Origin of the sequence: Olsenella sp. An285 (assembly GCF_002159625.1) — a bacterium.
In the GTDB taxonomy this organism is placed as follows: Bacteria; Actinomycetota; Coriobacteriia; order Coriobacteriales; family Atopobiaceae; genus Thermophilibacter; species Thermophilibacter avicola.
On the sequence record NZ_NFIZ01000007.1, the window covers coordinates 44,149 to 59,426 of the forward strand.

Here is a 15,278-nt window from a genome sequence, read left to right on the forward strand (position 1 = left end):
GTGCAAAAGCGCGACGGTCTGGGTCCGAGAACTGTCGCTTTCCCGCACGCAAACGGTTGGGGTGCAAAAGCGCGACGGTCTGGGCCCGCAAACTGTCGCTTTCCCGCACGCCAGCGGCTGCGGTGCAAAAGCGCGACACTCCGGAGGCGCAAAACGTCGCTCCCCCGCACCCAAACCATCGGGTGCGGGGGAGCGACAGTCCAAAACCCGGAATTGCCGAGAAGAACGCGCAGCCGGGACTCCCCTACTCTGCGTCCGGCGCCACGACCGGGTCTGCGTTAACGAGGTCGGAACCGCGCCCGTAGCTCGGGCGAGCCGCCTCGTGCTGCATGGCAACGGCGAGCTCGCGCACGCGCGCGGCGGCCACGTTGTCGTAGCGGTGGCACGCGCACGCGTGGTCGGGCAGGACCTCGCGCAGCTTGGGCGAGGCAACGTCGCAGGCGCCCACCTTGGCGAAGCAGCGGCTCGCGAAGCGGCAGCCGGCCGGCGGGTCGATGGGGCTCGGGACGTCGCCCTCGAGGATGATGCGACGGCGCTGGAGCTTGGGGTCGGGACTGGGGATCGCCGAGAGAAGCGCCTGGGTGTACGGGCACAGGGGCTCGCTGTAGAGGCTGTTCTTGGGCGCGATCTCCATGAGGCGGCCCAGGTACATGACGCCCACGCGGTCGGAGATGTGCTTCACCACGTTGAGGCCGTGCGCGATGAAGAGGTACGTGAGGCCAAACTGGTCCTTGAGGTCGTCCAGGAGGTTCAGGACCTGCGCCTGGATGGAGACGTCCAGCGCGGAGACCGGCTCGTCGCAGACGATGAGCTTGGGGTTCACCGCGAGGGCGCGCGCGATGCCCACGCGCTGGCGCTGGCCGCCGGAGAACTCGTGCGGGTAGCGGTTCTTCATGTAGGACGCCAGGCCCACGCACTCCAGGAGCTCGTCCACGCGCGCCTCGATCTTGTCCTCGGGAAGCAGCTTGTTGGTGCGGATGGGCTCCGCCACGATCTGCGCGATGGTCATGCGCGGGTTGAGGCTCGCGTAGGGGTCCTGGAAGATGAGCTGGATGTCGCTGCAGAGGCTGCGGCGCTCCTTGGTGCTCATGGCGGTGATGTCGCGCCCCTCGAAGATGATCTTGCCGCTGGTGGGCTTGAGCAGGCCCACGAGCATCTTTCCGATGGTGGTCTTGCCGCAGCCGGACTCGCCCACCAGGCCAAACGCCTCGCCGCGGCGGATGGTGAAGCTCACGTCGTCCACCGCCTGGACGAAGGACGTGGGCTTGCCAAAGAAGTTGGTGTCGGCGACGAAGCTCTTGGTGAGGTGCTGCACCTCGATGAGGTTGTCGCTCCTGTTGTCTGCCATCTAGCGCACCTCCCCGGTGGTCTCGTCGTCCCCGCGACCGCGCGCGGCGGCCCTCATGGCCTCCTGGATCCTCGCGCGCTCCTGCGCCTCGAGGGAGGCCTTGACCTGGTGCGCGTCAACGGTTGCCTGGACGGCGCGCTCGACCTCGGCCTCGTCCTCGTAGAGGAAGCAGCGCACGCGGCGCGTGGTCCCGGGCACGGTGGTGAGCTCGGGGCGCTCGGTGCGGCAGCGCTCGGTGCAGCGGTCGCAGCGGTCGGAGAAGGGGCACCCCGCCGGCATGTCCAGCGGGTTGGGAACGGAGCCCTTGATCATGTACAGGCGCTCGGAGGACTCGTCCTCCAGGCGCGGGATGGAGTTCAGCAGGCCCAGCGTGTAGGGGTGCAGCGGGCGCTCGAAGATCTCGAACTTCTCGCCCTCCTCCACCACCTGGCCGCAGTACATGACCACCACGCGGTCTGCCACCTCCGAGACCACGCCCAGGTCGTGCGTGATGAGCAGGACGGCCATGTTGAACTCGTCGCGCAGCTTGTAGATGAGGTCGAGGATCTGCGCCTGGATGGTCACGTCCAGGGCGGTGGTGGGCTCGTCGGCAATGAGGAGCTTGGGGTCGCACGAGAGCGCCATGGCGATCATCACGCGCTGGCGCATGCCGCCGGACATCTGGTGCGGGAAGTCGCGGGCGCGCTCCTCGGGGCTGGGGATGCCCACCACGCGCAGCATCTCGACGGCGCGCGCCCAGGCGTCCTTCTTGCTCATCTTGGTGTGCGTGCGGATGGCCTCGACGATCTGGTCGCCCACGCGGTAGACGGGGTTGAGCGAGGTCATGGGCTCCTGGAAGATCATGGAGATCTGCCCGCCGCGGACCTGCTCCATCTCGGCCTCGGAGGCGGCGAGGAGGTCCTTGCCGTCGAAGGTGATGGAGCCGCCGGCCACGTGGCCCGGCTCCTGGAGGAGCCCCATGATGGAGAGCGACGTGACGGACTTGCCCGAGCCGGACTCGCCCACCACGGCGAGGATCTCGCCGCGCTCGAGGTCGAAGGTCACGCCGTTGACGGCGCGCACGACGCCCTTGCGCGTGGGGAACTCGGTGACGAGATCGTGTACCTCTAGCAGTGCCATGTGATCACCTGTTCCTGCTCTTGGGGTCGAAGGCGTCGCGGATGCCGTCTCCGAGCAGGTTGAACGCCAGCACGGTCACGGTGATGGCGAGGCCCGGGAAGATCATGGCGTGCGGGGCCGAGAAGATGTAGTTGCGGCCGCGGCCGAGCATGTCGCCCCACTCCGCCGCCGGCGGCTGGACGCCGAGGCCGAGGAAGCCCAGGGCCGCCGCGTCGAGGATGGCGCTCGAGATGCCCAGCGTGGCGCGTACGATGATCGACGGCATGACGTTGGGAAGCACGTGGCGGAAGATGATCGTGGCGTCGGAGTCGCCGATGACGCGCGCGGCCGCCACGTAGTCGGACTGCTTGACGGCGAGCACCTGGCTGCGCACGATGCGCGCGTACTCGGGAATGGAGACGAGGCCGATCGCCACGATGGCCTTGTCGATGCCCTGGCCCAGGGCCGCCATGAAGGCGATGGCCAGAAGGATCGACGGGATGGCGAGCATCATGTCCATGACGCGCATGATGATGGTGTCCACCACGCCGCCCTTGTATCCCGCGATGGCGCCCAGCGTGACGCCGATGGAGAGCGAGATCGCCACGGAGAGCAGGCCCACCGTGAGCGAGATCTGGCTGCCCACGAGGATGCGGCACAAGATGTCGCGGCCCTGCTGGTCCGTGCCGAACCAGTGCTCCGGGCTCGGGCCCTGGAAGGAGACCGAGAGGTCCTGCTGGTACGGGTCGTACGGGAGCACCTGCGGCGCAACGAAGGTGACGATCGCCACGATGGCGAGAAGAACGATCACGCCGAGGCTCACCATGGCGGGGACGTTTCTCCTGAGCGAGTACCAGACGTCCTTCCACAGCGACTCGGTCTTCTCGGCGGCCGCGCCCTTCTGGTCCGCCTGGGGACCCTGCGGCGCCTGGACGGTTGCCTCTGCCATGCCTATCACCCCTCTTCCTTGCCGTAGGTGATGCGCGGGTCGAGGTAGGCGTAGATGACGTCCACCACGAGGTTGATCACGACGAAGATCACCGCGATGAGAAGGACCGCGCCCTGGACCACCGGGTAGTCCGACTTGAGGATGCAGTCCACGACGTACTTGCCGATTCCCGGCCAGGCGAAGACGGTCTCGGTGAGCATGGCGCCGCCGAGGAGGCTCCCCAGCTGGAGGCCGATGACGGTGGTCACGGGCAGCATGGCGTTGCGCAGGGCGTGGTGCTTGTTCACGCGCCCGCGCTTGAGGCCCTTGGCGCGCGCGGTGCGGACGTAGTCCTCGTTCAGGGTCTCGAGCATGCTCGAGCGCGTCATGCGCGTGATGACGGCCATCGAGTACATGGAGAGCGCGAGCGCCGGCAGCACGATGTGGCGCGCCGCGTCAACGAAGGCCTCGAAGTCGCCGGAGAGCAGCGTGTCGAGCAGGTAGAGCCCCGTGCCGCCCACCGGCTGCAGCAAGGGGTCGATGCGGCCGGAGCTGGGCAGCACGTGGAGCACGCCGGCAAAGAGGATGATGAAGAGCACGCCCAGCCAGAAGATGGGCATCGAGACGCCCACGAGGGCAAGGATCGTGGCCAGGCCGTCGACGGGCGAGTTCTTGTGCGTGGCGGAGACCACGCCCAGGGCGACGCCCACCACGCCGGCGATGATGATGGCCACGAGCGCGAGCTCGACGGTGGCCGGGAAGCGCGAGAGCAGCTCGTCGGTCACGGCCGCATGCGTGTAGTAGCTCTCCCCCAGGTTGCCGGTGAGGGCGCCCGTGAGGAAGTTGAAGTACTGGACGAGGATGGGGTCGTTGAGGCCGTTGGCGTCTCGCCACGCCTCCATGGCCTCGGCGGTGGCGTGCTGTCCCAGGACGACGGGCGCCGGGTCGGCAGAGAACACGCGCATGATCAGAAAGACGATGATCGAGACGCCCAGCAGCACCGGTATCGCAAGCAGGATGCGCTTGAGCACGTACTTGAGCACGCGTTCCTCCTTTCACTCGTGGCTCGGCGCGGGCGCGCCGGCGCATAGCAGGGAACGGGCCGCGCAGGTCGGCCCGTTCCCGTTTCGGTCAGATCGAGAGCCGCGCTTGTCCGCTAGGCGGTCTTGGTGACGCCCTGCAGGTGGACGACGCCCGTGGGGTGGTAGTAGAAGCCCTGGACGTTGGGGTTGTAGCCCGCGAGGTTCTTGGAGTGGGAGATGACCATCCACGGCATCTGGTCGGCGACCATCTGCTCGCACTGGAGGTAGATGTTGTCGCGCTCCTCGCCCTCCTCGGTGGCGAGACCCTGCTGGATGAGGGCCTTGTACTCGTCGTTGTCGTAGCGGCCGACGTTCATGGAGACGTTGGAGTCGGCGAGGAGGTTCATGAAGTTGTCCGGGTCGCCGTTGTCGCCCACCCAGCCGTAGAGGCAGCAGTCGAACGAGTCGGTCTCGACCTTGGTCTGGTAGGTGGTCCAGTCGTACTGGGAGATGTTCACCGTGACGCCGACCTCCTGCAGGTAGCCCTGGATGGCCTCGGCGAGCGCGGTGCCGCCGATGGAGTTGTACGGGCGCACGTTGGAGTACGTGTAGAGGGAGACCTCGGTGATGCCGAGCTCCTCGAAGGCGGCCTTGGCGGCCTCGGGGTCATAGGCGGTCTGGGTGACGGCCTCGTCGTAGGGAGCCATCCAGAGCGGCATGACGGAGGTGGCGACGCCGGCGTAGTCGCCGTAGAGGCTCTGGACCATCTCCTCCACGTTCACCGCCTGGCAGAAGGCGCGACGGGCCTCGACGGTGGTGAACTGGCCGGAGTCGTTGCGGAACGCCAGGTAGTTGATGTTCATGCCGTCCTCCTCAAAGAGGGAGAAGCCGGCGTCGGTGATGGTGGGCACCACGGAGGCGTCGATGCCGTCGATGATGTCGACCTCGCCGTTGGTGAGGGCGGTCACGCGGCTGGAGTTCTCGGCAATGAAGCGGAAGATGACGTTCTTGGTCTTGGGGGCGTTCTCGGTGTCCCAGTAGTCCTCGTTGGCCTCGAGGACCACGTTCTGGCCCTTCTCCCAGGAGACGAACTTGTAGGGGCCGGAGCCGATGGGGTTCTCGATGGAGTTGGCGCCGTTCTCGTAGGCCGAGGGGGCCACGACGGGCGCGGCGAGGGCCATCGCAATGTTCTTGATGAAGGCCGTGGAGGCGGCGCGCAGGGTGATGACGAGCGTGGTGTCGTCGGTGGCCTCGACGGAGGCGACGCCATTGTTGGTGTCCTCTGCGCCGTAGACGAAGCCGGCGTACGGCATGTCCGCGGTGCGGTTGGGCTCGAGCTGGCGGTCGATGTTCTTCTTCACGGCCTCGGCGTTGCAGTCGGTGCCGTCGTGGAACTTGACGCCCTCGTGCAGCTTGAAGGTGTAGGTGAGGCCGTCATCGGAGATCTCCGGCAGGTCGGCCAGGCCCGGGACGATGTCGCAGGACTCGGTGTCGTAGTTGAGCAGCGTGTCGTAGATGTTGCACATGATCTTCGCGGACTCGCCGTCGTCGACGTAGGCGGGGTCGAGGCCGCGCGGGTCGGCGCCCTGGGCAAAGGTGATGGTGTCGGCGACGCCGCCCTCGGAGCTGCCCTCGTTGCCGGAGTCGCCGGCCTCGCTGGCGCGCTGGCTGTTGCAGCCGGCGAGCGCGAACGCGCTGGTCGCGGAGATCGCGCCCATCGCCTGGACAAAGCGGCGCCTGGAAATGTCTGCCATGGTCATGATGTTCTCCCTCCCGTGGGGTCAATGCACGGGCTACTTTAGTCCCGTGGAGCGGAAGAACGTCACAAAAGAAACAAAAGTGAGCCAAGCGGAAACGGCGCGGCTTCGAACCTGAAACGCGTCTGGAACAATTCGCATGGGCTCGCGGGAGGGCGCCGCGCCGGGCGCTCTTCTCGCCGCGCGGGGCGTTATGGGGCCGTGAGCCGGGCGAGGACCCCAGGGCAGACGGCCCGATGGGCAAAAAACGGCGGCCTTTGGGTACTCCCCCAGCGGGGCGTCCCCGGGTTTGGCCGTCTCGTCACACCACCCCGGCGATTGGGCAAAACATTTTATGACTTGGGGCCGACGCGCGTCTCGCTCAAAACCAATGACAAATTGTTGCTTGTATGAATTGAAGTAACAGGAGTTTCCACAAGCCGACAGACAGGCGCGGGGCCACGCGCGGGGCCGTTGGCATCAAAGATGTTGCCCAATCGCCGGGAGATTCTGACGGGCGCGGCATTCGGGCGGCGCGGCGAGAAGAACCACAGCTCGCACGACGCCCGACGCGCGGCAAAAAATAGGGAGACCCGAAGGCCTCCCCCTGCGATGCGATGAGAAACGTGCTAGCTGCGGGCGATCTTGCCGGACTTGAGGCAGCGGGAGCAGACGTTGGCCTTGCGGCGGTGACCGTCGACGACCACGGTGACGCGCTGGATGTTGGGCTTGAACGTGCGATTAACCACGCGGTGGGAGTGGCTGATGGAATGACCCGCAACGGCGTGCTTGCCGCAGAACTCACAAACCTTGGACATGCTCGTACCTCCTCAGGGGCGCGGCGCTCTCTCGCGCCCGCATCTTTCATAGCCGTACGAATATAGCACACACCCGTGAAGCCGCAAGTGAAAACCCCGGTCAACCCCAAAGAATTGTGGCGTTTGTGTTGCCGCGGACTACCTGTGGTGGCAAAGCGCCGGACTCACGCGCCCTCGCCCCGCAGCAGGAAGCACGCCACCGCGCCCGCGCGGCAGGCGACGCAGGCGCTCGCGCTCGTGACCACGTTGGAAACGCCCAGGTCGCCGAGAAGGTCCATCGGCTTGTCCTCGAGCTCCCAGCGCATCCCGCGCTCGTCCACGCGCGTGCCCGGGGCCACCGCGATAGCGGAGAACGTGCGCCCGACGGCCCCCGGCCCCAGGCGCCACTCGCGCTCCCCCGCCGCGGAGACGACCCTCATCTCGTAGCCGTCCTCCACGATCCGCGCGCCGGCGCACCCTGCGCCCGCGAGCTGCCCCACCACGGCGAGCGCGTGGTCCGGCCTGCCGCCCGAGGCGCACGTGAGCGTGACGGAGAGCGGAGAACCGCGCCGTGCCGCCTCATGGCGGGCGCAGTCCAGCGCGAGCGCGAGGTCCGTGGCGTACTTCTCGCTTGGAAAGGGAACGCAGGAGCGCGCGACGGAGCGGGCCCACGCGGCGGCCTCGCCCGTGGCGGAGTCGAAGTCGCCGCAGAAGACGTCGGGCGCCACGCCCGCAGCCCGACACGCGTCCGCCCCGCCGTCCGCGCAGACGACGTAGTCAGCCTCGGCGGCGAGCGAGGCCACGAGCGCCGGCGAGCTCGGCTCGGGCGAGCCCGCCACCAGAAGGGCGCGCATCGGGGCGCCTGTCACCGTCGCGGGCCGCTCGTAGTCGCGCAGCAGGGCGAGCGAGAGCTCGGCGAACCCGTGCACGAAGACGTCGCAGTGCGGGCGCACGTCCTCCTCGCGCCGGCCGTCGTGATCGTTCATGAGGCCCACGACGGCAAACCCCGCACGGCGGGAGGTGCGCGCGCCAAAGGGCGCGTCCTCGAAGACCCACGTGCCCTCGAGCGGCGTGCCCAGGCGCCGCAGGGCCTCGAGGTAGACGTCGGGAAACTCCTTGTCGCGGCCGCCCACGTCCTCGGTGCTCACCACGTCGCGGAAGTAGCCCGCAAGGCCGTGGGCCTCCAGGCAGCACCTGAGCTCGCGGACGGGCGTGGACGAGGCGATCACCATGGGCACGCCGGCGCGGGAGAGCTCCTCCAGGAACTCGCGCGCGCCCGGCATGAGGGCGACCTCGGTACGATACGACTCGCGAACGTGCGCGCAGGCCTCCTCGTAGAGCTCGTCCACGGAGCCGCCGATCGAGCGGCGCTCGTGCAGGAGCGCGCACGTGTCACGAAACGAGAGCGACTCTATCTCCGCCAGGGGCACGGGCTCGGCACCGTGGCGCTCGCACAGCCAGTCCCACACGCGCGCCCACATGCCCATCGAGTCGACCAGCGTCCCGTCGCAGTCGAAGATCGCACCCGCTACGTCCATCGCCTCTCCCCTCGCGCCCTCGCGGCGGCCGCCGCGGCGCCCATGATAGCGCGCGCCAGTCGGGGATTTGCGTGCCAAGCGCGATTCTCGCCGAGAAAAGCGCGCGCGTTGGGTAAAGTAACATGCGTTTGATTGCGCGATGAGGTCGCGCGCCCTGAGATTCAGCGTCACGGAGGGAACCATGGCACGTTACGACTATCACTGCCCGGACTGCGGAGCCACGTTTGAGGTGGAGCACCCCATGAGCGCCCACCCCAAGGTCAGCTGCCCCAGCTGCGGGCACGAGGCCGAGCGCGTCTTCGACCCCTCCGGGATCGTCTTCAAGGGCTCCGGCTTCTACAACACCGACCAGCGCAACAAGGGCGGCGCGCCCAAGAGCGAGAAGTGCGAGAGCTGCGGCGCCTGCGACTAGGTCTCGCGCGTCTGACGGAGTGACGGCGGCGGTCCCTCGGGGCCGCCGTTTTTCGTGACGGGCCGCGGTTCTTCTCGGCACGTGGTTCTTCTCGTCGTGGCGCGTCACCGAGAAAGAGCTTCTGCCAACAATCCGGCCGAACTCGGGCCAATTGTTGGCAGAAGCTCTTATTGGGCGTTTGCGGACGCTCCGCGAGGGCGGGCAACCAAGGACGGCGAGAAGGACGGCGGTGCCGAGAAGGACCTCGGCCCGCCGCCCCGCCCGCTACGCGAACTGCGAGCGATAGAGCTCGGCGTAGGCGCCGCCCGCCGCGAGCAGCTCCTCGTGGGTGCCCTGCTCGATGATGTTGCCCTTCTCCATCACGAGGATGAGGTCGGCGTCCACGATCGTCGAGAGTCGGTGCGCGATGACGAAGCTCGTGCGGTTCTCCATGATGGCCTCCATCGCGCGAACGATAGCCTGCTCGGTGCGAGTGTCCACGCTCGAGGTGGCCTCGTCGAGGATGAGGATCGCCGGGTCCGTGAGCATGGCGCGGGCAATGGTGAGGAGCTGACGCTGTCCCTGGGAGATGTTCTCGGCGTCGTTGGAGAGCATGGTGTCGTAGCCGTGCGGCAGGGTGCGCACGAAGAAGTCCACGTGCGCGGCACGCGCGGCGGCCTCCACCTCCTCGCGGGTGGCGCCGAGCTTGCCGTAGGCGATGTTCTCGGTGATGGTGCCCTCGAAGAGCCAGGCGTCCTGCAGCACCATGCCAAACTGACGGCGCAGCTCGGCGCGCGTGAGCTCGCGGGTGTCCACGCCGTCGAGCGTGATCCGCCCGCCGTCGACCTCGTAGAAGCGCATGAGGAGGTTGATGAGGGTGGTCTTGCCGGCGCCCGTGGCGCCCACGATGGCCACCTTCTGGCCGGGCTCAGCCACGAGGGAGACGTCGCGCATGAGCGGGCGGTCCGAAGCGTAGCCAAAGCGCACGTGCTCGAAGGCCACGCGCCCGCGCACGGGCTCCGGCAGCGGAGCCGGAACGGCGGGGTCGGGCACGACCTCGGGCTCGTCCACGAGCGCGAAGACGCGCTCGGCGGCGGCGAGGGCGCCCTGCAGCATGTTCACCGTGAGGGAGAGCTGCGTGAGCGGCTCGGAGGCCTGCATCACGTACTGGAAGAACGCCTGGAAGACACCCACGGAGATCTGCCCCATCACGAGCATGCCGCCGGCGAGAAGCCCCACGGTCACCTGACAGAGACGCATGAGCAGGCGGATGGCCGGGGCGATGCCGTTGGTGACGAAGTCCGCGGTGGCGGAGGTCTCCGCCAGGTCCTCGGCCGCGGCGGCGATCTCGGCCATGCTGGCGTCCTCGCGACCGAAGGCCTTGATGACGGCGCGGCCGCTGTAGGCCTCCTCCACGCGCCCGGTGAGCTCGCCGAGCGCGGCCTGGCGAGCCGCCGCGAGCTTGAGCGTCTGGGCGGTCACGAGCTTGGTCACGCCGGAGGCCACGAGGGCAAAGGCAACGAAGACGCCCGTGAGCATGAGGTCGTAGGTGGCCATGAGGATGATGGCCCCGCCCACCATGGACACGGCGATGAGCAGCTGGAGCAGGCCTCTCTGCAGGACCTCGGAGATCTTGTCGAGGTCGTTGGTGGCGCGGCTGATGGTGTCACCGGGCTGGTGCGCGTCGTAGTACGAGAGCGGCAGGCGCGAGAGCTTGTCTGCGATCTGCCCGCGCAGGCCAAGGTTCAGCCGCTCGGCGAAGCTCGCCATGACGAGCGCCTGCACGGTGTAGGCCGCCCAGGCCGCGGTCCAGATGCCCATGAAGGTGAGGATCTCTATGCCGGCGTTGTCCAGCGACACCACGAAGGGCTCGCCCGCGGCAAAGGCCGCCTGGATGTTGGCCCAGAGGTGGTCGATGAGCCCCGCGCTGTAGGCGGTGGCGCCCAGGCTGCCGGCGACGTAGAGCACCGAGCAGAGCGCGGCCACCACGAGCCTCCAGCGCTGGCCCGCGGCAGCGGACCAAAGGCGCGCCGCGGTGCCGAGGGCGTCGGAGGGGACGTCGAGCTCCTCGTCGGGCCCCGGCTGGGCCTTGGTCTGGGGCCCGCGGCCCCGCTTGAGCTGATCGAGCTCGTCGAGCTCGAGGTTCTTCTCGCTAGGCATTGGCGTCTCCCCCTCTCGTCTGGGAGTCGGCGATGGCACGGTAGGTGGGGCAGGTCTCCATGAGATCGTCGTGGGTCCCCAGGCCCACTACCTCGCCGTCGCGCAGCACCACGATCTGATCCGCGTCGTGGATGGTGCTCACGCGCTGGGCGATGATGAGCGTCGCGGCGTCCGTGAGCTCGCCGGCGAGCGCGTGGCGCAGCGCGGCGTCGGTCTTGTAGTCGAGCGCGGAGAACGAGTCGTCAAAGACGTAGAGGTCAGCCCGGCGCACGAGCGCGCGGGCGATTGCCAGGCGCTGGCGCTGGCCTCCGGAGAAGTTCGTGCCGCCCTGTGCCACGCGGGTGCCCAGGCCGTGCGCGAGCTCCCGGACGAAGCCGCCCTGCGCGACGTCGAGCGCGTGCCAGAGGCGCTCGTCCGTGGCGTCGGCGTCACCGTGGCGCAGGTTGTCCGCGATGGTGCCCGAGAAGAGCCACGCCTTCTGCGGGACGTAAGAGATGCGGCCGCGGAGCTCCTCCTGGGTGATCCGGCGCACGTCCACGCCGTTGAAGGAGAGGCTGCCGCCCGTGACGTCGTTGAAGCGCAGGAGCATCTTGGCGATGGTGGACTTGCCCGACCCCGTGTTGCCGATGATCGCCGTGGTCTGGCCGCGACGCAGCGCGAAGGAGATGTCGTGCAGGGTGTCCTCGTCCGCGTCCGAGAAGCGCAGGCTCACGTGGTCGAAGCGGGCGACCTCGTCCCCGGCCTCGCACGCCGCGGGGAGCGCCGCGGGGGCGGCCGCGTCCTCGATCTCCGGCTCCACGTCCAGGACCTCGGCCGCGCGGGTGAGGCACGCCAGGGCGCGCGGCACCTGCAGGATCGCGAACTGCGCCATCATCATGAACATCATGATGAGCATCGCGTACTCCACCAGGGCGGAGATCGAGCCGATCTGCATGGCGTGGGCGCCCACGCGGTCCGCGCCCACCCACATGATGGTGGCCTCGACCACGTTCATGAGGAAGAACGTCATGGAGTCCGTGACCGCGAAGACCAGGTTCACGCGGATGGCGTTGCTCGCGTACTCGGTGAAGGTCTCGTCCAGGCGGGCGCGCTCGTGCGGCTCCTTGCCAAAGGCGCGGATCACGCGCACGCCGGTGATGGACTCGCGCAGGCGCGTGTTCATGTTGTCGATGAAGCCCTGGAGACGCGTGAAGATGGGCGCGGACTTGGCCACGGCCGCGACCGAGATGGCGATGATGGCAAGCGTGACGGCCAGGAGCACCCAGCCCATCACGACGTCGGTGGAGAACGCGAGCCAGATGGAGATCACGCACGCGATGGGCACGGGGAAGATCATGAGGATGGACATGAGCAGCGTCTGCTGCACCACGTTGGCGTCGGAGAGCGTGCGCGTGATCATGGAGCCGGTGCCAAAGGAGTTGAAGTCCGAGCCCGAGAACGCGAGCGAGTGGTCGTAGACGCGCGTGCGCAGGTCACGCCCCACCTTGGCGCAGAGGCGCGAGGCGAGGAAGACCGAGGTGATGTAGCCGCCCGAGCCCACGAGCGCGGCGATGAGCATGGCCACGCCGTGCCCCATGAGGGCGCTCATGTCGCGCGTGTTCACCGCCACGTTGACCATGGCGGAGAGCTGCGTGGGAATGTAGAGCATGCCCGTCATGTCGCAGATGGACGTGAACAGGATGGCTAGGAGCAGCTTCTTGTACGGAGACAGGAGGCTCACGAGCAGGCGCGCGGACGTGCGCTTGCTGTAGTCCCTGGTCGTGCGGTTGCTCTGGCTCAACGATTCTCCTCTCTCATGACAAAGGGGACAGGGTTATCTGTCATAGCGAGCTGAGCTCGCGGTCGATGGCGGCGGTGTAGGCGGCAGCCAGGCGCAGGAACTCGGAGCGCTCCTCGGGCGAGAGGCTCCGGAACGCGCGGTCCTCGGCGGCGATGGCGGGCACGATGCGCTCGTCGCTGAAGGCGCGGCCCGCCGCCGTGAGCGTGACGAGCTTGGCGCGGCTGCCGGGCGCCGCGGGCGTCACCTCCACCAGGCCGCGGGAGGCGAGCGTCTTGAGCGAGGAGTTGACCGTCTGCTTGGAGTACGAGAACTCCTCCGCGATGGTCGACTGCGTGACACTACCGCCGGACACCTCAAGGGCATAGAGAATCCAGTACGCCGTCTCCGAGAGGCCGCAGCCGCGCGCGAACTCGTAGTAGATCTTGTCGGTCTTTTGGTAGAGCACGTCGAGCGCTCGTGCGCTTGTGACCTCGGGTTCGTTTGCCATTTCGAGTCTTCCCCCCTGCGTAGGCCGTTATCTCGCCGTGTGCGAGGAGCTAGGTTAGTCCGATTTCGGACGAACGTCAAGAGGGGGGTGAGGGGTTGTAGTGATGCGAGGGAGGCGCGTGAGCTCGCTTCCGCGTCTCCCGGGCCCGCTTCGACGACAGGCGGACTCATCGTGGGCATAATACGCAATGATCAAATCGCCGCGAGAAGAGCGGTGGCCCCGCGAGACCATTCCCGCAGGGCCACCGAAAGCGCGCTTCCAAAATGGGGACGCTATGCGTAGAGCCTCATAAAGATCGTTGCCGCCTGGGAGCGCTCGAGCTTGCCCTGGGGGTCAAGCTTCTTAGCGCCGTTGCTCTCGACGCCCTTGATCGCACCCTTCTTGACGGCCCATTTCATCGCATCGACCATGTTGCTCGAGATCGAGGAGGCGTCCGGGTAGGAGGAGAGGTCCTGGGTCACCTTGGGCGAGCCGTCCATGCGCCAGAGCACCATGGCAAGCTGCTCGCGTGTCATGACGTCCGTGGGGCCAAACTTGCCGTTGTCGTAGCCTCGCATGTAGCCGTTCTTCGCGCACCATGCCACGGCCTTCGCGTAGAACAGCTCGGAGTCGCAGTCCGAGAAGTACTTCTCGACGTCAGAGGGGTTCGTGGCGGGATTGCCAGCGCGGTTGTAGAGCATCTGCGCGAGCTCCGCGCGAGCGAGCGACTTGCTGGGGCCAAAGCTTCCGTCCTCATAGCCGCTCATGAGGCCGGCGCCCTGCGCCCACTCGACGGCGTCGGCGCACCAGAGGTCGGAGGGCACGTCGGGGAAGATGCCGTCTGACGCGGGCGGGACCACGGTGTCCCCACCGCTGCCACCCTGGTTCACCCACGTGGCATTGCCAAAGGCGTTGAGGTCGACCTTTCCGGAGAAGCCCGCCACGCGACCGTCGCTCGTGTACTGCCAGCCGCGGAAGTTGCCGCTGAAGTCAGAGAAGCCCAGGTTGGGGCCGTACTCGGCCGCCCAGGAGGTGTTCTGATGGATGTAGCTGGAGTTGAGCGGCCCGTAGAGGTAGCTACGGTAGGAGTAGACGCTCGCGTTGGTGTAGCCCGCGCCCTGGACCTCCTTCATCCACGCACGCACGATCTGCTCGTACACGGCGGGGTCGGTGGGCGGCTGGTGGCCCGTCCACTCCCACTTCTCCAGGTCGTAGTAGACGGGGAAGTCAAGGTCACCCGGCTCGATGCCAAGCTGTCGCAGCCAGGACACGAGGTTGCTGCCCTCGCCACGCGCGTCCTCGGCGTTCTCGGCATAGGAGTAGAGGTAGATGCCGTAGGGAATCCCCAGGCGCTCGCACTCGCGCACGTTCTGGGCGACGGTGTAGTCCTGGCGGTCGTATCCAAAGCCGATCCTGATGATTGCGCCCTGGACGCCGTCGGCCTTGGCGGCCTCCCAGTCGATGGTGCCGTTGTGCTCGGAGACGTCCACCACGGCCATGGCCTGGCAGGCGAACATGCTCCCGTTGGACATGAAGAACGCCGGCTCTCCCTGGTAGGAGCCCCAGTAGGAGCCGAAGTTGCTCTCGATGCCCAGGAGCTGGGCGCCGGAGTCCGCGATCTCATCGCGGGCCTCGCCCACGGACATCTGGGCAAAGCGCTCACCGCCCGTGACGTCGAACGGGTCGGGCGGTGCGTCCGGCGTGCCGAGGAAGTCGGGATCGTCCACGAGCGAGCCGTCGGCCACGTTCACGACCTCGCCGCTCTCCAGAATCGCGCGCTCGCTTGAGATGAGCGTGGCGTCGTCCGGGATGGACGCGTCGATGGAGGCGGGCAGGGACTGCTCCCCCGACGCCGAGAGCGCAAGCGCGGGTACGGGGGCAAGGGCGAGGGCAAGAGCTGCCGCGGCGCCGGCGAGGGCAAGGCGCACGGAGGGTGCGGTTGCGTTTCGGTTCATCTGCCACCTTTCTGAGAGACAAGCATGGGGACAGATGGTACCCCACAGGGGCCAGCCGC

The 15,278-nt window shown here is 67.7% G+C and carries 12 protein-coding genes; 1 reads left to right on the forward strand and 11 read right to left on the reverse strand.

Annotated features, from left to right (window positions below):
* Nucleotides 1-244: 244 nt before the first annotated feature.
* The 7 genes from B5F79_RS06145 to B5F79_RS06175 all read right to left on the reverse strand — a co-directional run bounded on the left by B5F79_RS06145 (nt 245) and on the right by B5F79_RS06175 (nt 8,467).
* On the reverse strand, nt 245-1,348 hold the full coding sequence (locus B5F79_RS06145; protein ID WP_087218895.1) for an ABC transporter ATP-binding protein: 1,104 nt from the start codon (nt 1,346-1,348) through the stop codon (nt 245-247).
* Entirely contained in the window at nt 1,349-2,467 is a 1,119-nt protein-coding gene (locus B5F79_RS06150) for an ABC transporter ATP-binding protein (RefSeq protein ID WP_087218898.1), read from the reverse strand.
* Between the two features lie 4 nt (nt 2,468-2,471).
* The gene (gene nikC / locus B5F79_RS06155) at nt 2,472-3,395 is read right to left on the reverse strand and encodes a nickel transporter permease (RefSeq protein ID WP_241147262.1); all 924 of its coding nucleotides are present in this window, start codon (nt 3,393-3,395) and stop codon (nt 2,472-2,474) included.
* A gap of 5 nt (nt 3,396-3,400) precedes the next feature.
* On the reverse strand, nt 3,401-4,417 hold the full coding sequence (locus tag B5F79_RS06160; RefSeq protein ID WP_087218905.1) for an ABC transporter permease: 1,017 nt from the start codon (nt 4,415-4,417) through the stop codon (nt 3,401-3,403).
* Between the two features lie 113 nt (nt 4,418-4,530).
* Entirely contained in the window at nt 4,531-6,156 is a 1,626-nt protein-coding gene (locus B5F79_RS06165) for an ABC transporter substrate-binding protein (RefSeq protein ID WP_087218908.1), read from the reverse strand.
* A 605-nt stretch (nt 6,157-6,761) separates the two neighbouring features.
* A complete protein-coding gene (rpmB, locus tag B5F79_RS06170) occupies nt 6,762-6,950 on the reverse strand; it encodes a 50S ribosomal protein L28 (protein WP_072371255.1) in 189 nt (62 codons plus the stop codon).
* Nucleotides 6,951-7,114: 164 nt separating this feature from the next.
* On the reverse strand, nt 7,115-8,467 hold the full coding sequence (locus B5F79_RS06175; protein WP_158094852.1) for a thiamine diphosphokinase: 1,353 nt from the start codon (nt 8,465-8,467) through the stop codon (nt 7,115-7,117).
* Nucleotides 8,468-8,648: 181 nt separating this feature from the next.
* On the opposite strand from B5F79_RS06175, the gene B5F79_RS06180 reads away from it, so the two are divergent.
* On the forward strand, nt 8,649-8,879 hold the full coding sequence (locus B5F79_RS06180) for an FmdB family zinc ribbon protein (protein ID WP_087218915.1): 231 nt from the start codon (nt 8,649-8,651) through the stop codon (nt 8,877-8,879).
* Nucleotides 8,880-9,143: 264 nt separating this feature from the next.
* Here B5F79_RS06180 and B5F79_RS06185 read toward each other — a convergent pair whose 3' ends face one another.
* The 4 genes from B5F79_RS06185 to B5F79_RS10845 all read right to left on the reverse strand — a co-directional run bounded on the left by B5F79_RS06185 (nt 9,144) and on the right by B5F79_RS10845 (nt 15,219).
* Nucleotides 9,144-11,018: an ABC transporter ATP-binding protein gene (locus B5F79_RS06185; RefSeq protein ID WP_087218918.1), complete on the reverse strand. Its 1,875-nt coding sequence runs from the start codon at nt 11,016-11,018 to the stop codon at nt 9,144-9,146.
* Nucleotides 11,011-12,798: an ABC transporter ATP-binding protein gene (locus B5F79_RS06190; protein WP_087218921.1), complete on the reverse strand. Its 1,788-nt coding sequence runs from the start codon at nt 12,796-12,798 to the stop codon at nt 11,011-11,013. Before B5F79_RS06190 ends, B5F79_RS06185 begins: the two co-directional genes overlap by 8 nt.
* Before the next feature lie 40 nt (nt 12,799-12,838).
* Nucleotides 12,839-13,285 (reverse strand): MarR family winged helix-turn-helix transcriptional regulator, encoded by a 447-nt coding sequence (locus tag B5F79_RS06195; RefSeq protein WP_087218924.1) that lies wholly within the window; start codon nt 13,283-13,285, stop codon nt 12,839-12,841.
* Nucleotides 13,286-13,557: 272 nt separating this feature from the next.
* The gene (locus B5F79_RS10845; protein ID WP_143786256.1) at nt 13,558-15,219 is read right to left on the reverse strand and encodes an S-layer homology domain-containing protein; all 1,662 of its coding nucleotides are present in this window, start codon (nt 15,217-15,219) and stop codon (nt 13,558-13,560) included.
* Between the last annotated feature and the right edge of the window lie 59 nt (nt 15,220-15,278).

What these genes read in the sequence shown, in the direction of transcription:
- B5F79_RS06145 (WP_087218895.1), bottom strand. Translation starts at nt 1,348, where the DNA reads ATGGCAGACAACAGGAGCGACAACCTCATCGAGGTGCAGCACCTCACC.
- B5F79_RS06150 (WP_087218898.1), bottom strand. Translation starts at nt 2,467, where the DNA reads ATGGCACTGCTAGAGGTACACGATCTCGTCACCGAGTTCCCCACGCGC.
- nikC (WP_241147262.1), bottom strand. Translation starts at nt 3,395, where the DNA reads ATGGCAGAGGCAACCGTCCAGGCGCCGCAGGGTCCCCAGGCGGACCAG.
- B5F79_RS06165 (WP_087218908.1), bottom strand. Translation starts at nt 6,156, where the DNA reads ATGACCATGGCAGACATTTCCAGGCGCCGCTTTGTCCAGGCGATGGGC.
- rpmB (WP_072371255.1), bottom strand. Translation starts at nt 6,950, where the DNA reads ATGTCCAAGGTTTGTGAGTTCTGCGGCAAGCACGCCGTTGCGGGTCAT.
- B5F79_RS06175 (WP_158094852.1), bottom strand. Translation starts at nt 8,467, where the DNA reads ATGGACGTAGCGGGTGCGATCTTCGACTGCGACGGGACGCTGGTCGAC.
- B5F79_RS06180 (WP_087218915.1), top strand. Translation starts at nt 8,649, where the DNA reads ATGGCACGTTACGACTATCACTGCCCGGACTGCGGAGCCACGTTTGAG.
- B5F79_RS06185 (WP_087218918.1), bottom strand. Translation starts at nt 11,018, where the DNA reads ATGCCTAGCGAGAAGAACCTCGAGCTCGACGAGCTCGATCAGCTCAAG.
- B5F79_RS06195 (WP_087218924.1), bottom strand. Translation starts at nt 13,285, where the DNA reads ATGGCAAACGAACCCGAGGTCACAAGCGCACGAGCGCTCGACGTGCTC.
- B5F79_RS10845 (WP_143786256.1), bottom strand. Translation starts at nt 15,219, where the DNA reads ATGAACCGAAACGCAACCGCACCCTCCGTGCGCCTTGCCCTCGCCGGC.